Below are 15,451 nucleotides of genomic sequence, written 5' to 3'. Positions count from 1 at the left end.
GCCCGGTCCAGTGCGTCCAGGCGGTCGTCCTCCGCCGCCACCCGGCGCCGCTGCACGATCACGTGGGTGACCCCGGCGACCGCGGTCGCSCCGGCCGCCGCGGGCAGCGCCCAGCCGGCGCCCGGGACGTGGTGTGAGATCGCGGCAGTGAGCTCGACGACGCCGCGGAAGCCCCCGGTGCAGTAGTAGGCGAGCGCGCCCGCGGCCACCCAACGGGCCTGCAGCGCAGCGACATTGACCAGCGCCCGCCGCGGCTCGAGGCCCAGTCGTGCGCGGCGCTGGGACTCGCGGACCGCCGCCCGGTCCTGCGCGGTGGCCCGCTTTGCCAGCGGCAGTACGGCCGCCGCCGCGACGGCGAGGACCAGGGCGGTCTCCCCGGTCGGACCCTTGCGCACGGCTGCGACGGCGAGCACCGCCAGCCCGATCGCCAGCGCGTAGGTCCGGACCCGGGCCCAGACGTCGGCGCGCAGCGCGGCGTCGGCTCGCAACCGCCGGTAGCCGACGAACCCCACCGCGGACAGGGCGAGCAGCAGGACGGCGGTGAACATGTGGACGAGGCCCCTCGGGTCGGTGTGGTGAAGGCCTGGATCGTCCCACAGTCGGCCGGCGGGTCAGCGGCGGAGGCGGGCGTCGTATTCGGCGCGGTCGGCGTCGACGTCCAGGAACACCCGCTCGAGCCCGGTGACCTTCCGCATCCGGCGGGCGAGCGGACGCGGCAGCAGCGGCCACACCAGCACACCGGACAGCCGGCCCGGCACCACGGCACGGCGACGTCCGGTGCGCAGCACCCCCACCACGGCGTCGGCCACCCGTTCCGGCGGAATCGGCGCGATCAGCCGGCCGGGGTGGGTGCCGATCAGCAGGCCGGTGTCGGTGAACGACGGCAGCACCGTGCTCACCCGTACCCCGAGCGGTGCCAGTTCGGCGTCGGCCGCGTCACCGAAGCACAGCACCGCGGCCTTGGTGGCGTTGTAGACGGCCATGCCCGGCACCGGGATGCAGCCCGCCACCGAGGCGACGTTGACGATCCGGCCGCCGCCGGCGGCGGCCATCGCCCGCCCGGCGGCGCGGGTGCCGTGCAGGACCCCGCGCAGGTTGACGTCGACGGTCGTGTCGACGATCTCGTCGTCCTGGTCGAGCAGCGCGCCGAGCGGCATCACCCCGGCGTTGTTCACCCAGCCCCACGGCTGCCCGAGCGTCGACTGCACGCCGGAGAGGAAGGCCTGCACCGACGCGCGGTCGGTGACGTCGAGGACGGCGCCGTGCAGGCCGTCGGCCTCGGCGGTGCGCCGTACCGCGTCCTCGTCGACGTCGCCGATGGCGACCCGGGCGCCGGCCTCGCGCAGCGCCTGCGCGGTGGCCCGGCCGATGCCCCGCGCCCCGCCGGTGACCACGACGACCCGGCCGGCGAGGTCGGTTCTGCTCATGTGTGGATCTCCTTCGGGTCGTGGATCCTTCGATGCCGCACTGCGACCAGCGCGCGGGTGCCGGCGTTCATCGCCCGCAGCAGCGGCGCGCGGAACCGGTCCGGGTAGGCGGTGGCGACGCGCTGGGTGGTGACGGTCTGCGGTTCGGTGTAGCGGACGATGCCCTCGCGGCCGTGCCGACGGCCGGACCCGCTGGTGCGCATGCCACCCATCGGGGCGCCCAGCGAGGCGATCGCGGACAGGTACCCGTCGTTGACGTTCACCGAACCGGCGACCACCTCGGCCGCGATCCGGCGGCCGCGCCGCAGGTCCCGGGTCCAGACGCTGGCACTGAGGCCGTACTCGCCGTCGTTGGCCAGCCGGACCGCCTCCGCATCGGACGCCACCCGGTGCACGGAGACCACGGGGCCGAAGGTCTCCTCGGCGTACACCGCCATCTCCGCGGTGACGCCGGTGAGCACGGTCGGCTCGTGGAAGAGCGGACCCAGGTCGGGCCGGGCCCGGCCGCCGGTGAGCACGGTCGCGCCCTTGGACACCGCGTCCGCGACGTGCTTCTCGGTGGCCGAGAGCTGACGCAGCGAGGTGAGCGAGCCCATGTCCACGTCGTAGCCGTACCCGGTGCCGACCCGCAGCCGGGCGGTGCGGTCGGTCAGTTCGGTGAGGAAGCGCTCGAACACCTTCTCGTGCACGTAGATCCGCTCGATCCCGATGCACATCTGCCCGGCGTTGGAGAACACCGCCTGCACCGCGCCGCGGGCGGCGGCGGTGACGTCTGCGTCCGCGCACACGATCATCGGGTTCTTGCCGCCGAGCTCGAGTGAGGCCCCGATCAGCCGGTCGGCGCAGCGCCGGGCGATCTCCCGGCCGGTGGCGCTCGACCCGGTGAAGCTGAGGTAGTCCACCGCGTCCACCAGTGCGGGCCCGAGCAGCCGTCCGGGGCCGGCGACCACCTGCCACACCGGGTCGGGAACCCCGGCCCGCACGGCCAGTTGCCGTGCGTAGAGCAGGGTCAGCGGGGTCTGCGAGTCCGCCTTGCTGAGCACGGCGTTGCCGGCCAGCAGCGCCGGGATCACGTCCCCGACGGCCAGGAACAGCGGGTAGTTCCACGGGGCAATCACCCCGACCAGGCCCTTGGGTCGGTAGCCGACGCGGGCGGCGACCAGGCCGGGCACCGCGCCGCGGGTGCGGCGTTCGCCGAGGTAGTCGGCGCTGTGCGCGGCGTAGTGCAGCGCGGTGGCGACGACACCCTGCACCTCCACCGCCGCGTGGATGCGGGCCTTGCCGGTCTCCCACTGCATCAGGTCGCAGAGCCGGTCGTGGTGCTCGACCAGCAGCCGGGCGAAGCGGGCCGCGACCGCCTGCCGGTCCCGGACCGGCCGGGCCGCCCACTGCCGCTGCGCCGCCCGGCCGACGGCCGCCGCGGCGGCAACAGACTCGACGGGGGTCTGCGGGACCGCGGGGAGCGGCTCGCCGGTGAACGGTGCGTTGGCACAGGAGAACTCGGTGGATGCGGGCAGCTGGTCCAGCAGGGCGTCGAGGACGGTCGCGGTCAGCACGGCGCACCTGCGTGGGTGCGGCCGGTGGTCACCACACGAGTCGGGCGAGGTACCTCTCGGCGTAGCGGCGCACCGCGGCGGGATCGGTGCTGTCCAACTGTCCGTGGGGGAGCAGCATCAGTGACATCGCGACGCGGATGAGTATCTCCGAGACCGCGAGCAGGTCCTCCTCGGGCATCTCGGCCCCGCTGTGCCGCAGCGTCGCGGCGACCCGGACCGAGGTGACCGCGATCGGCGCCCCCTCCGTGCGGGTGGCCACCTCGACCATCAGCTCCGGCTCGCTCTCGAGGATCCGTCCGAGCAGCGGAATCTCCCGCGTCAGCTCGATGCCGCGGGCGAAGCACTCGACCACGGCACGGGTCGGGTCGAGGTCCCGGGCGACGACGTCGAGTTGGTCGAAGAACAGCCCCGCCTCCCGAAGGATCAGCATCTCGACCAGCGCGTCCTTGTTCGGGAACCGTCGGTAGAGGGTGCTGCGACTGATCCCCGCGCGCTTTGCGACGTCGTCCATGTTGGTGCGACGGATCCCGTAGCGCTCGAACTCGTCGCGGGCGGCGTCGAGCATCGCCTGCTCCGCGGTCGCGGCGGGCACTGCAACAGGTCCTGGTCGGGTTGTCATCGTGCGCCAGCATATCCATCGTCAGATCGCCCGCAGCGTCACCGGCAGGCGGTCCTTCGGGACCGGCAGCGTGGAGTTGTCGAGCTTCCAGGTGTAGTCCGCGGGTACCGACCACTCGTACTCGAGCAGCAGGTTGTGCATGATCGTCTTGATCTCCATCTGGGCGAAGTACAGGCCGATGCACTTGTGCACGCCGCCGCCGAAGGGCATCCACGCGTAGCGATGTGACTTGTCCTCGGCGCGCTCGGGGGAGAACCGGTCCGGGTCGAAGCGTTCGGGGTGCGTCCACAGGTCCGGGTTGTGATGGTTGACCAGGACCACCGCGCTGACATAGGTGCCCTTCGGGACGAAGTGCCCGTTGATCTCGGTGTCCTCCAACGCCCGTCGAGCGAGCCCGGGCACCGGGGAGTTCAGCCGCAGCGACTCCTTCATCACGGCGTCGAGCACGGTGAACTCGCCGAGGTTGTCGTAGGTGATCTCGCGGGGCAGCGAACGGGACTGGGCGCGTGCCCGGTCCTGCCATTCGGGATGCTTGGCCAGGTAGTAGGCCATGGTGGTGAGGGTGATCGTCGAGGTGTCGTGCGCGGCCATCAGCACGAAGATCATGTGGTTGACGACGTCCTCGTCGGTGAAGGTGTGTCCCTCCTCGGACCGTGCGTGGCAGAGCACCGAGAACAGATCGGGGGTCTCGGAGGCTCGCTTGGCGGGCAGGTATCGATGGAAGAATTCCTCGAGCACGCGTCGTCCGGCCAGGCCTCTTGCCCACTTGGTCCCCGGAATGTCCTTGCGGATGATCGACATTCCGGCGTTCACACAGTCGATGAAGGCCTTGTTGATCCGATCGGCCTCGGCCCGCGGCAGATCCAATCCGAGGAAGATCTCCAGTGCCAGGTCCAGGGTGAGCGACTTGAGCTCGTCGAGGACGAGCACTTTCTCTCTGGTCGGAAGTCGCTCGACGCCATTGCGCAGCATCGGCTGCATCTCGTCCAGGTAGCCGCGCAGCCGCTTGTTGTTGAAGGCCTGCTGCAGGATCAGCCGGTGGTGGCGGTGCTCCTCGAAGTCCATCAGCAGGATGCCGCGGCGGAAGAACGGTCCGATGAGAAAACCCCAGGCGGGTTCGGCGGCCAGCGCCTTCTGCCGGTTCATGGCCACCGACTCGGTGCCATCGGCGGTGAGCGGGATGGCGAATTCGAGGCCGAACGCCTTGATGTAGGTGATGTCCCCGAAGGCCGCGCGGCGCTGGGCCACCAGCTCGATCGGGTTGCGGAAGAACCGGAGGAGTTCGATCATGCCGGGGTCGCCGGTGCCGCAGATGGGTCGGAGGCCGCTGCCTGCCGGTGGTGCTGCCAACACTTTGGTGCGCACGGGGAACTCCTAGCGGACGGGGGTCGCGGTGGGGGCGTTCATCAGGGGCCGGGGGTCGACGCCGATCCGGCTCCAGGCCTCGTGGGCCCAGGGCAGGTAGAGCGCCCGCAGCGGGAGTCGGTTGACGAGCGGGTTGGCCCGGCGGGAGAAGGCCGCAAACCGCTGGAACCGCTTCTCCTTCTTGGCATCCCACTCGAGGTTGCAGACCTCACGCATCTGCGGGGGCAGCGTGCCGACGACGACTGTGCGGATGAAGGCGTTCAGGGGCGCCGACAGCACCCGCCACACCGGTGCCGGGATCCGCCCTGGACCCGGTACGCCCTTCCTGATGTACCCGGTGGCGTACACGATGGTTCGGGTCGGGACGAACCGGTCGAGCATCTGTTCCCAGTACTCGAGGAACTCCTCGTACGTCTGCGGTTGACTCCGATCGCTCACCCCGTAGAGGCGATACCAGGTCTTGCCTTCCTCGAAGATCTGGACCTTCTCCTCGTGGGACAGGCGCCGGATGAAGGTGTCGGTGACGTAGAGGACCTGGTCGACGAAGGTGGCGTGCGCCCAGTAGAAGAGTTCCGGGTTGAGTGCGTGGTAGCGCGATCCGTCGGCCACTGTGCCCTTGATCGGCTTGTGGAAGTCACGGACCGTGCGACCCCAGTGGTGCGGGTCCTCGGCGTAGACGGTCTGCATGATCGGCGGCCCGCTGCGCCGGGCCCGGCCCAGGGTGTCGGAGAAGATCACCGAGTGGTCCTCGACCGCCTTGCCGAGCTGCTCGATGCAGTTCTCGGTGCCGGCCAGTCGCTGGAAGCCGAGCAGTCCGCGGACGTCGCCGTAGTACTTCCAGATCAGCGTGTCGGGACCGAGGCGCGGCGAGTCCGCGGTGACCTCCACGTCGACGGGCATGGGAACGGCCTCGCGGATGGCGGATTCGTAGTCGGGCGGCATCGTCGGTTCCTTGTCTGCCTCGGAGCTCCCGGACCGGACCCGAAGGACGAACCTCCGGACGCGGTGGGACTTTGACACAAGATTGTCTCTCTGTGTCAAAGGGTAGCGGCGGGTGACGTGCGCCACAAGGGCTGTCGCCCGAGATGGCTCTTCACTCGGAAGTTACTGGCTGGTAGGTTTGGCTCGACCCCGACGAAAGGCGTGACCGTGGCGAACTCCGGTGGACTGCTGTTCAACCCGCGCACATACGACCCGCAGCACTTCGACCCGGAGACCCGGCGACTGCTGCGCGCGACCATCGACTGGTTCGAGAACCGCGGCAAGGACCGGCTGCTCGCCGACGACCTGGACGCCGTGTGGGTCTCGGACTTCCTGCAGTTCGTGAAGGACGAGAAGCTCTTCGCGACCTTCCAGACGCCCGCCGAGTTCGGCGGCGACGACCCGAACCGGCGCTGGGACGCGGCCCGCAATGCCGCACTGAGCGAGATCTTCGGCTTCTACGGCCTCGCGTACTGGTACGCCTGGCAGGTCACCATCCTCGGCCTCGGGCCGATCTGGATGAGCGAGAACGACAAGGCCCGCCAGCGGGCGGCCGACGAACTGACCGCGGGCGGCGTGATGGCCTTCGGCCTGTCCGAGCGCGCGCACGGCGCCGACGTGTACTCCACCGACATGCTGCTCACCCCGGCCGCCGGCGACGACGCGTCGGGCGACGACGCGGTCGCGTTCCGGGCGACGGGGGACAAGTACTACATCGGCAACGGCAACGTGGCGGGCATGGTGTCGGTGTTCGGACGCCGCACCGACGTCGAGGGCCCCGAGGGCTACGTCTTCTTCGTCGCGGACAGCCGGCACCCGAACTACCGGCTGATCGACAACGTCATCCACGGTCAGATGTACGTGAGTACCTTCCGGCTCGAGGACTACCCGGTCCGCGAGGAGGACATCCTGCACACCGGGGTGCAGGCGTTCGAGGCCGCGCTCAACACCGTCAACGTGGGCAAGTTCAACCTGTGCACCGGCTCGATCGGCATCACCGAGCACGCCTTCTACGAGGCGATCACCCACGCGCACAACAGGATCCTCTACGGGAACCCGGTCACCGACTTCACCCACGTGCGGGCCGCCTTCGTCGACGCCTACAGCCGACTCGTCGCGATGAAGCAGTTCAGTGCCCGCGCGGTGGACTACTTCCGCAGCGCTAGCCTCGAGGACCGCCGCTACCTGCTGTTCAACCCGATGACCAAGGCCAAGGTCACGTCCGAGGGCGAGCGGGTGGTCGCGCTGCTGCACGACGTGATCGCCGCCAAGGGCTACGAGAAGAACACCTACTTCCGTGAGGCCGTCGAGGTGATCGGCACCCTGCCCAAGCTCGAGGGCACCGTGCACGTGAACGTCGGGCTGATCCTCAAGTTCATGCCGAACTACCTCTTCGCCCCGGCGGAGTACCCGGAGATCGGCACCCGCCTCGATGCCGCGGACGACGAGTTCTTCTGGCACCAGGGCCCCACCCGGGGCGCGGCGAAGGTCCAGTTCCACGACTGGGTCCCGGTCTACGAGCGGCACGCCGACCTCCCCAACGTGGCGCTGTTCCTCGAGCAGGCTCGGGCCCTGCAGGTGCTGCTCACCACCGCCGGCCCGGACGCCGAGCAGCAGAAGGACCTGGACTTCCTGCTCAACGTCGGCCACCTGTTCTCGCTGGTGGTGTACGGCCAGCTGATCCTCGAGCAGGCCGAGCTCACCGGACTCGACCGCGACCTGCTCGACCAGATCTTCGACTTCCAGGTCCGCGACTTCTCCGGGTACGCCGTTGCGCTGCACGGCAAGTCCTCCTCCACGCCGGCCCAGCAGGTGTGGGCGCTCGGCGCGATCCGCAAGCCGGTGGTCGACGACCAGCGGTTTGCGCGGGTGTGGGACCAGGTGGTCGCCTACGATGGCGCCTACGTGATGACGCCGTAGCGTCGGCTGGGGGGCAGGGACGATGAAAATTACCAGGGCAGTTGTGGTGTCGGTCGCGGTGGCGGCGTCGCTGACGGGCGGTACCGCCGCGGCGTCGACCGGGTCGTCGGCGGACCCGGTGGGGATCTCGCCCACGTACACGCTCGGCGGCGGGGCGATCGGGTGCGTCGGGACAGTGGACGCCCACTACGATCCGAACGCCCTCTTCTTCGGGCAGAATCCGACGATCTGGGTGCGACCGGAGTTCACCTTCGTTCCGGGCGTGTTCCAGACCCCGTACTGCGGCGTCGAGGTGACCCTGCGCTGGAAGAACCTGGACACCGGAGCGAGCGGAGTTTTCCCGGAGCTGCCGGTGCCGCTCGGCGACGACACGCCGCTGTCGCCGACGGACGGGCTGTGGGTGCCGATGACGGCGCCTACCGGGGTCGGGCGGATCGAAGTCCAGATCGACACGAACTTCCCGCACGTTCCGGGCCGCGGCACCATCGTCGTCGACTGAGACCGTCGACGATTTCGCCGAAGTCACCCGGACGACCGCCGCGACGGCCTCGTCGGAGGCGATTGCGCTGGTCGTCCGGTTCGGCGGTCGCCCGCCCGGTCAGCCCTGGTTGCGATCGACCATCCAGGCGGCGATCTGCGCTCGCGAGGTGAATCCGAGCTTCGCGAGTATGTGCTCGACGTGTCCCTCGGCGGTCCGCTGCGAGATCACGAGCTTGGCGGCGATGGCGCTGTTGGTCAGCCCCTCGGCGACGAGGCCGGCCACCTGCAGCTCGCGCCGGGTCAGGGTGGTCTTGCCCGTGGCGGCCGGAGGCCGAGGCGGCACGGGGGAATCGGGGGACTCGGCCAGTGCGTACGCGACGGCCTCCCCGAAGCTCATCGACGCTCCTTTCCGATAGCTCGCGTCGTACGACTTCTGTCCGAGCGCCCCCTGGGTCCGTCGTTCACACTCGTCGTGTTGTGCGCGCAAGCCCGGGATAGCGATGTCCGGCAGGCCCCCCGTCAGTCGCATGGCCTGCGCGCAGCCCAGCAACACCGCGGACCTTGGGTAGTCCCCATCGGCCGCGGCGATCCAGGCCAGGCCCTCGAGGCTCGGAGCGGCGCCGAACGAATTGTCGATGGACCGGGACAGTCGCAATGCCTGCTCCAGCAGCACGATCGCCCTCTGCGGATCGGTCGTCCAGACAGCCAACCCGAGCGTCCGCACGGCCCACGACCGGAACGCGAGCTCGCCGCGCGGCTCGGTGATGTCCAGCACCTGTTCGAGGTAGTCGGCGGCGCGCTCCGGTTGTCCGAGTAGCCCGCTGGCCACCTCGGCGCCGGTCAAGGTGATTACCCGCAGGAGGTGGTTGTCGGGCGGACACGCCTCGAGGACGGCATCGAAATATGTTGCGGCGGTGGATATGTCATTGGCGCCCAATGCCAGAACACCGGCGGCGTACAGCGCGGTCGTGGCGGCGTCCGGATCGTCCGTGTCTGCTGCCGCCGCGCGCGCCCATCCGACCCATTCGGCTCCGGTCTCGATGTCGCTCCGAAACCCGTTGAGAGCCGCACCGAGGCTCACGGCTCGGACCCACTCCGGTCCGCGCGGGACCCTCTCGACGGTCAGCAGTCGTTCGGTCCAGCGGGCGCCCTCGTTGATCTGCCCGCTGATGAGCCAGAACGGGTAGAGGGCGGCGGTGATGCGCAGGCCGACCGCCACCTCACCCGGCTCCGCCATGCTGGAGTCCAGCGCCTCACGAAAGTTCTGTTGATCCAGTTTCAGGTGGGCGATCCAGTCCAGCTGGCGGGGTCCTATCCAGTCGGCTTCTGCCCTGAGCGCCAGGCGCTCGTACCAATTCAGGTGGCGTCGCCGCATCTGCGCGTACTCGCCGGACTCAGCCAGCTTCTCGAGGCCGTACTCGCGGATGGTGTCCAGGAGCCCGTACCGCCCCGCCGTCGCCGATTCCTCGTGGATCAGGATCGACTTCTCCACCAGCGACGCAACCAGGTCGAGCAGCGCGCCCGGCGTCAGGTCGGCGCCGCAGACCTGCTCCACCGCGGTGAGCTCGAAGCTGCCCGCGAACACGGACACTCGAGCCCACAGTTGCTGCTCCTCGGGCGTGCACAACTCGTGGCTCCAGTCGACGGAAAGCCGGAGGGTCTGCTGCCGCGACGGGGCGGTGCGTCCGCCACGGGTCAGGAGCGCGAAGCGGTCGGTGAGCCGTTGCAGGATCTGTTCCGGTGACAGTGCAGCCAATCGTCCAGCCGCCAGTTCGATCGGCAGCGGCAACCCGTCGAGCCGGTGGCAGATCCCGGCCACGGCGGCCATGTTGTCCTCGGTGATTGCGAACTCCGGAATGACCGCGGCGGCGCGTTCGGCGAACAAGGTCACCGCGTCGTAGCTGGGCAGTGCCCCCAGGTCGAGCTGACGGTCGGGGGCAGGGGCGCTGAGCGGCGGAACCCGCAGCGTCGCCTCCCCGCCGATGGCGAGGGCTTCCCGGCTGGTGGCCACGATGCGCAGCTCGGGGCAGTGCCTGAGCAGCGTGTCGGCGAGGGCCGCGACCGCGTCGATCACCTGCTCGCAGTTGTCGAGCACCAGCAGGATCTGGCGCGGCTCGAGGAACTCCGCCAGGACCGTCTGCAGCGGATCGCGCGAGAAGGACTGCAGTCCGAGTGCGGACGCCACCACGCCGACCACCAGCGACTCGTCGTGGAGGTCGGCCAGTTCGACCAGCCACGCCCCGTCGCGGAAGGCGCGCTGGACGCTCGTCGCGATCCGCAGCGAGAGGCGGGTCTTCCCGACGCCACCGATGCCGGTGAGCGTCACCAGCCGGGAGGAAGACAGCATCTCCTTGGCCTCGGTCAGTTCGCTGCGACGGTTGACGAAGCTCGTCAGTTCCGCCGGCAGGTTTCCCTTCCGGCCCCGCGTCGACGGCCCGGTCGGCGGGACCCGGCCACTCGTCGAGGGACGACGATCGCCGCTCTTCGAAACGGCTCCGGATTGCAGGGCCATCTCGTCGACGGGTAAACCATGGCGGAACTGGATCTCACGCAGCTCGTCGCCGAGCTGTGCGGCCGTGGGGCGGGCGTCCGGATCCGCGGTCACGGCGCGCTCGATGGCGGCGGCGACGTCGTCGGGAATGTCGAGTTCGCGCAGGTTCGGAACGGGCTGCGAGGTGATGCGCAGGAACTGCGCGACGACCTGCTCGCCGGTGCGGCGTTCGAAGGCCGCGTGGCCGGTGAGGGCGCAGAACACCGTGGCACCGATCCCGTACACGTCCGCTGCGGCGCTGGGCGGGCCACCGCCCAGGACCTCGGGCGCAGTGAAGGCCGGGGTGGCGGTGAACGTGCCGGTGGAGGTCTCGAACCCGTCGGGGACGTGTGCGATGCCGAAGTCGGAGAGCGCCGGCTCGCCGTAGTCGGTGAGGATGACGTTCGCCGGTTTGACGTCGCGGTGCAGGATGCCGAGCCGGTGCGCGGACTCCACCGCGCCTGCCAGCTTCACGCCGAGTTGCAGCGCCTGCTCGAGCGACAGCGGGCCGTGGTCGCGGATGCGCACGTCCAGCGAACGCTGCGCGTGATAGGGCATCACGAGGTAGGGAAGTCCGCTCGCGGTGGTCCCGACCTGCAGGACGTTGACGATGTTGGGGTGCCCGGTGAGCCGGCCCATCGCCCGCTGTTCCCGGACGAAGCGCGTCCGATTCTCCTCGTCGAGGTCGGCGGTGAGCACCTTCACGGCCACGGTGCGGTCCAGAGTCGCCTCCGTGCAGCGATAGACGACGCCGAAGCCGCCGCGCCCGATCTCCGTCGCACCGGTGAACCCGGCGGCGGCGAGTTCCGGCGTCACCGACGGGGGCGCACCGCGCTGGGTCGCGAACGGATCGTCACCGGCCATCGGTCATGCCGATCCGCCGCGTGTGGCGTCCTCGACGATGGGGCACGGCACTCACCTCACGGCAGATCCCGGAACGTCGTGGCCGACCGGGACACTGCCCGGCAGGCCTCTGGAATCCCATACTGCCACCCGGCAACGGCTGGACGCCGCATGCGACGAAGCGCACCGTCGGGGGTGGCTTCGTGAACGTCGGAACATGTGTCATGTTGCTGGCGGGGGACAGGATCGCGTGGCTGGTCCCGGCCCTTGCAGCGTCCGGTGAACGAGTTCTAGATCTGGGATCGAGACCGATCGGTCTGGACACCTTGGCAAACAGCTGTCCAGCTAATAGTCTCGGTCTGATTCGAGTGCTCGCAGACGGCGCAAGGGAGACCTACGGTGAAATTCGGTATCACGCTGTTCACGAGTGATCGTGGGATCACGCCGGCCTCGGCCGCCGCGGCCGCGGAACGTTGTGGCTTCGACTCGTTCTACGTGCCCGAGCACACCCACATCCCGGCCCGCCGTGACGCCGCCCATCCGCAGACCGGTGACGAGACGCTGCCCGACGACCGGTACATGCGCACCCTCGACCCGTGGGTGGCGCTGGCGACGGCCTGCTCGGTGACCGAGCGGATCAGCCTCGGCACCGCGGTGGCACTGCCCGTCGAACACGACCCGATCACCCTCGCCAAGACCGTCGCCTCCCTCGACCACCTCTCCGGCGGCCGGGTGATCCTCGGCGTCGGGTACGGCTGGAACCTCGACGAGCTCACCGACCACGGTGTCCCGACGGGCCGGCGCCGGACCATGCTGCGCGAGTACCTCGAGGGCATGCAGGCGCTGTGGTCGCAGCAGGAGGCCGAGTTCGACGGCGAGTTCCTGAAGTTCGGTCCAAGCTGGGCGTGGCCCAAGACGATTCAGCAGCCGCGGGTCCCCGTCGTGGTCGGGGCCGCGGGCAACGAGAAGAACTTCAAGTGGATCGCGCGTTCCGCCGACGGCTGGATGACCACCCCGATCGAGCAGGACATCGACGACAACGTGCTGTTGCTGCGACGCATCTGGACGGAGGCCGGCCGCGAGGGCGCGCCCCGGATCGTGGTGCTGGCGGGCAAGCCCGACCCGGAGCGGCTCGCGCGCTGGGAGGACCTCGGCGTCACCGAGGTCGTGTTCGGGGTACCCGACAAGCCCGAGGCCGAGGTCGTGGCCTACCTGGAGAGGCTCGCCGGCAAGCTGGACCGGACGCCGGTCGCGCGCTGACCCGCGGTGGGCGGGTTCAGCCCAGAGCCTGAACCCGACCCTCCTTGCGGGCCTTGGCCAGCCCGCGCCGGGCAAGGAGGCCGTTGGCGAGCAGCAGGATGGTCTTGTTCGCGGGTGCGCGGAAGCCGAACTCGGTGTGCGGCGCGTAGTGCGCCTCGGTGCCGGTGACCTCGAGCCAGCCGGTGTTCTGGCGGGACTCGAGGCCGACGAGCTGGGCCCGGTAGGAGTGTGCGAGCAGCCCGGCGCGGCGGCCGCCGGGCGGCACCCAGGCGGGCACCCGCAGCCGGACACCGTCGGCGTCGGCGTCGATCACCCCGGCCGGCGCGACCACCGGGTACCGATCCGCGTCGCGGTAGGCGAGCAGCAGGTGGGGGAGCCGCTTGGCCCGCTCGCCGGTTCTCGCCGCGTCCACCCGCGGGCCGGTGCCCTTCTTCGGTGGCGACTGCGGCGCGGCGGGGACCTCGGGCCGTGGTGCTCCGAACACTTCGGGCTCACCGTCCGCGTTCGACGAGGGCCAACTGAGGACCCGGGTCACGGTCACCGTCACCAGCACCCGGTCCTCGTAGTACGCGTGCAGCCACCGGCCCCAGAACCGTCCCGTCTTCGGTGCGCCCATGAACGGCTCCGAGACGGTGCCGATCTCGTCGAGCGTCGTGCGGTCGGGGTGTGGGTCGAATCGGGCCTCGCCCTGGACGAGGACGAACCGCGGGTCGGGGCGGTCACCGACGCCGTGTTCGCGGGCGTGGAAGGCCAGCGCGACCCGCGGATCGTCCCTGATGTGCTCGAGTTTGCGGCCGAAGCCGAGCGAGGTGGTGAAGCCGACCGTGCCCAGTTTGCGATCGCGTATCCCGAACGGCGACACCGACGTCACCACCGCCCCGCCCGCCGGGGTGAGACAGGCGAGACCGCAGGTGAGGTCGCCGCCGATGATCTCGTCGACGTCGTCCGACCACATGACCGGCATGTGTCGAGGCTACTCGCGCAGTAGCCGCCTAGCCCTTGGCAGCGGAGATCCCGGCCCGGCGACCGTAGAAGCTGCCGTCGCCCAGCGAGGTCCCGCTCGCGTAGCCGCCCGCGCACACACCGGACGTGCAGCGGCCGGCGGCGAACAGGCCGGGGATCGGCTCACCCGATACGTGCAGCACCTCGGAGTTGATCGTGGTGCGCAGGCCGCCGAGGGTGAACCCGGCGGTGCAGTTGCGCAGGTCCAGCGCCGCGACGGGGGAGCCGATCGGCTTGCACCACTCAGCCTTCTTGCCGAGCACCGGGTCCTCGCCGTTCGCGGCGTGCCGGTTGTAGACCTCGACGGTGGACTGCAGGGTGCCCGCCGGCAGCCCCATGTCGGACTCGAGCTCCTCGACCGTCTCGGCGACCCACTTCGGCTGGAACCGGAAGAAGGGGGTGGAGCTGTCCGCCGCGCAGCCCTCCTCGTAGGCCGCCTCGTCGATGATGAGGTACGCCTGGTTGCCGTTGCGCAGCAGCGTCTCCTGGCCGACCCGGCCGGGGTAGGTGTCCTCGTTGACGTACCGCTGACCGCGGGCGTTGACGAGAATGCCGCGGGCCATCAACTGCGGCTCGCCGAAGAACGCGACCTCGGTGGCATCCATGTGTGCCAGGTCCGCGCCGATGGCCTGTGCCATCTGGATCGCCTTGCCGTCGTGCTCCTCGATCGAGGCGCCGGGCTTGCCGATCAGGTGCGGGGCGAACGCCTGCACCATGTCCTTGTTGTAGGCGAAGCTGCCGGTGGCCAGCACCACACCCGTGCGGGCCCGGATCGCGAGCTCCTTGCCGTAGTGCTTGGCGACGATGCCGACGACCTGGTTGCCGTCGACGATCAGTCGTTGCACCCGCATGTCGTACTTGTGACGCACGCCCAGCTCTTCGGCCGTCTCGACCAGCGGCTTCATCAGCATGTAGCCGCCGCCCTTCTCGCCGGTGCGCTTGCCGGTCATCTGCGGCACGTGCCCGCGAGGGGCAGGGGTGGCGACGGTGTTGAAGGGTGCGGCATTCTCGCCGCCGGAGTACATCAGTCCGTCGTCGTAGGGGGTCTCCCAGCCGGGCTGGCCGTAGAAGCTCTCCTTGAACGGCACACCGTTGTCGACGAGCCAGTTGTAGTGCTCGACGCTGCCGTTGCAGTAGTCGGTGATCTTCTCCTCGTCGGCGCCGGGGCCCAGCGCCGCCATCATGAACGCCTTCATGTTCTCGGGGGAGTCCTCGAACCCGAGCGCCTGCTGCAGCGGGGTGCCCCCGCCGAGGTAGATGAAGCCGCCGGCGAGGGCGGCCGCGCCACCCCATCCGCTGGTTCGCTCGAGCACCAGCACGTCGGCGCCGGCCCGGGCGGCCTCGATTGCGGCGCTGACGCCGGCGATGCCGTACCCGGCGATCACCACGTCGGCCTCGTGATCCCAGGTCTGCACCTGGTCGACGGACAGCGGGCGGATGGGGGTGGCCTCGGCCATGGATCGGGTCC

Annotated in this window: 12 protein-coding genes; 3 read left to right on the top strand and 9 right to left on the bottom strand. The window is 70.0% G+C overall.

Annotation, left to right across the window (positions count from 1 at the left end; genetic code table 11):
• The 6 genes from AC1DWC_RS20915 to AC1DWC_RS20890 form a co-directional block, all read right to left on the bottom strand.
• A partial coding sequence (locus AC1DWC_RS20915) for a hypothetical protein (RefSeq protein WP_477911132.1) occupies positions 1–548 on the bottom strand: 548 nt, incomplete at its 3' end.
• A gap of 63 nt (positions 549–611) precedes the next feature.
• Positions 612–1,427, bottom strand: coding sequence for an SDR family NAD(P)-dependent oxidoreductase (locus tag AC1DWC_RS20910; protein ID WP_477911130.1), 816 nt, complete (start codon positions 1,425–1,427; stop codon positions 612–614).
• Complete coding sequence (locus AC1DWC_RS20905) at positions 1,424–2,983, bottom strand: succinic semialdehyde dehydrogenase (protein WP_477911128.1); 1,560 nt, start codon at positions 2,981–2,983, stop codon at positions 1,424–1,426. Before AC1DWC_RS20905 ends, AC1DWC_RS20910 begins: the two co-directional genes overlap by 4 nt.
• Positions 2,984–3,011: 28 nt before the next feature.
• Entirely contained in the window at positions 3,012–3,602 is a 591-nt protein-coding gene (locus AC1DWC_RS20900) for a TetR/AcrR family transcriptional regulator (protein WP_477911127.1), read from the bottom strand.
• A 21-nt stretch (positions 3,603–3,623) separates the two neighbouring features.
• Positions 3,624–4,967 (bottom strand): cytochrome P450, encoded by a 1,344-nt coding sequence (locus AC1DWC_RS20895; protein WP_477911126.1) that lies wholly within the window; start codon positions 4,965–4,967, stop codon positions 3,624–3,626.
• Positions 4,968–4,976: 9 nt separating this feature from the next.
• Positions 4,977–5,909: an oxygenase MpaB family protein gene (locus AC1DWC_RS20890; RefSeq protein ID WP_477911124.1), complete on the bottom strand. Its 933-nt coding sequence runs from the start codon at positions 5,907–5,909 to the stop codon at positions 4,977–4,979.
• Positions 5,910–6,116: 207 nt separating this feature from the next.
• Here AC1DWC_RS20890 and AC1DWC_RS20885 point away from each other — a divergent pair, with 207 nt between their 5' ends.
• Both AC1DWC_RS20885 and AC1DWC_RS20880 read left to right on the top strand, forming a co-directional pair.
• The gene (locus AC1DWC_RS20885; protein ID WP_477911122.1) at positions 6,117–7,868 is read left to right on the top strand and encodes an acyl-CoA dehydrogenase family protein; all 1,752 of its coding nucleotides are present in this window, start codon (positions 6,117–6,119) and stop codon (positions 7,866–7,868) included.
• A 22-nt stretch (positions 7,869–7,890) separates the two neighbouring features.
• Entirely contained in the window at positions 7,891–8,367 is a 477-nt protein-coding gene (locus tag AC1DWC_RS20880) for a hypothetical protein (protein WP_477911120.1), read from the top strand.
• 99 nt (positions 8,368–8,466) lie between these two features.
• On the opposite strand, the gene AC1DWC_RS20875 is transcribed toward AC1DWC_RS20880, so the two are convergent.
• Positions 8,467–11,742: a protein kinase domain-containing protein gene (locus AC1DWC_RS20875; RefSeq protein ID WP_477911118.1), complete on the bottom strand. Its 3,276-nt coding sequence runs from the start codon at positions 11,740–11,742 to the stop codon at positions 8,467–8,469.
• Positions 11,743–12,120: 378 nt separating this feature from the next.
• Between AC1DWC_RS20875 and AC1DWC_RS20870 the strand changes: the two genes are divergently transcribed.
• On the top strand, positions 12,121–12,981 hold the full coding sequence (locus AC1DWC_RS20870; RefSeq protein WP_477911116.1) for an LLM class F420-dependent oxidoreductase: 861 nt from the start codon (positions 12,121–12,123) through the stop codon (positions 12,979–12,981).
• A gap of 16 nt (positions 12,982–12,997) precedes the next feature.
• Here the strand turns inward: AC1DWC_RS20870 and AC1DWC_RS20865 are convergent, their stop codons facing one another.
• Complete coding sequence (locus tag AC1DWC_RS20865) at positions 12,998–13,945, bottom strand: pyridoxamine 5'-phosphate oxidase family protein (protein WP_477911114.1); 948 nt, start codon at positions 13,943–13,945, stop codon at positions 12,998–13,000.
• Between the two features lie 28 nt (positions 13,946–13,973).
• Positions 13,974–15,440, bottom strand: coding sequence for an FAD-dependent oxidoreductase (locus tag AC1DWC_RS20860; protein WP_477911112.1), 1,467 nt, complete (start codon positions 15,438–15,440; stop codon positions 13,974–13,976).
• Positions 15,441–15,451: the final 11 nt, after the last annotated feature.

It is taken from the genome of Rhodococcus sp. P4_C10 (assembly GCF_056402135.1).
Note: the sequence above shows the minus strand (reverse complement) of the source record. Positions and strands in the feature narration are given on the sequence as shown.

Excerpts from the sequence above, each read along its gene's own strand:
- AC1DWC_RS20880 (WP_477911120.1), top strand. The coding sequence starts at position 7,891 with ATGAAAATTACCAGGGCAGTTGTGGTGTCGGTCGCGGTGGCGGCGTCG.
- AC1DWC_RS20900 (WP_477911127.1), bottom strand. The coding sequence starts at position 3,602 with ATGACAACCCGACCAGGACCTGTTGCAGTGCCCGCCGCGACCGCGGAG.
- AC1DWC_RS20865 (WP_477911114.1), bottom strand. The coding sequence starts at position 13,945 with ATGCCGGTCATGTGGTCGGACGACGTCGACGAGATCATCGGCGGCGAC.
- AC1DWC_RS20860 (WP_477911112.1), bottom strand. The coding sequence starts at position 15,440 with ATGGCCGAGGCCACCCCCATCCGCCCGCTGTCCGTCGACCAGGTGCAG.
- AC1DWC_RS20910 (WP_477911130.1), bottom strand. The coding sequence starts at position 1,427 with ATGAGCAGAACCGACCTCGCCGGCCGGGTCGTCGTGGTCACCGGCGGG.
- AC1DWC_RS20890 (WP_477911124.1), bottom strand. The coding sequence starts at position 5,909 with ATGCCGCCCGACTACGAATCCGCCATCCGCGAGGCCGTTCCCATGCCC.
- AC1DWC_RS20875 (WP_477911118.1), bottom strand. The coding sequence starts at position 11,742 with ATGGCCGGTGACGATCCGTTCGCGACCCAGCGCGGTGCGCCCCCGTCG.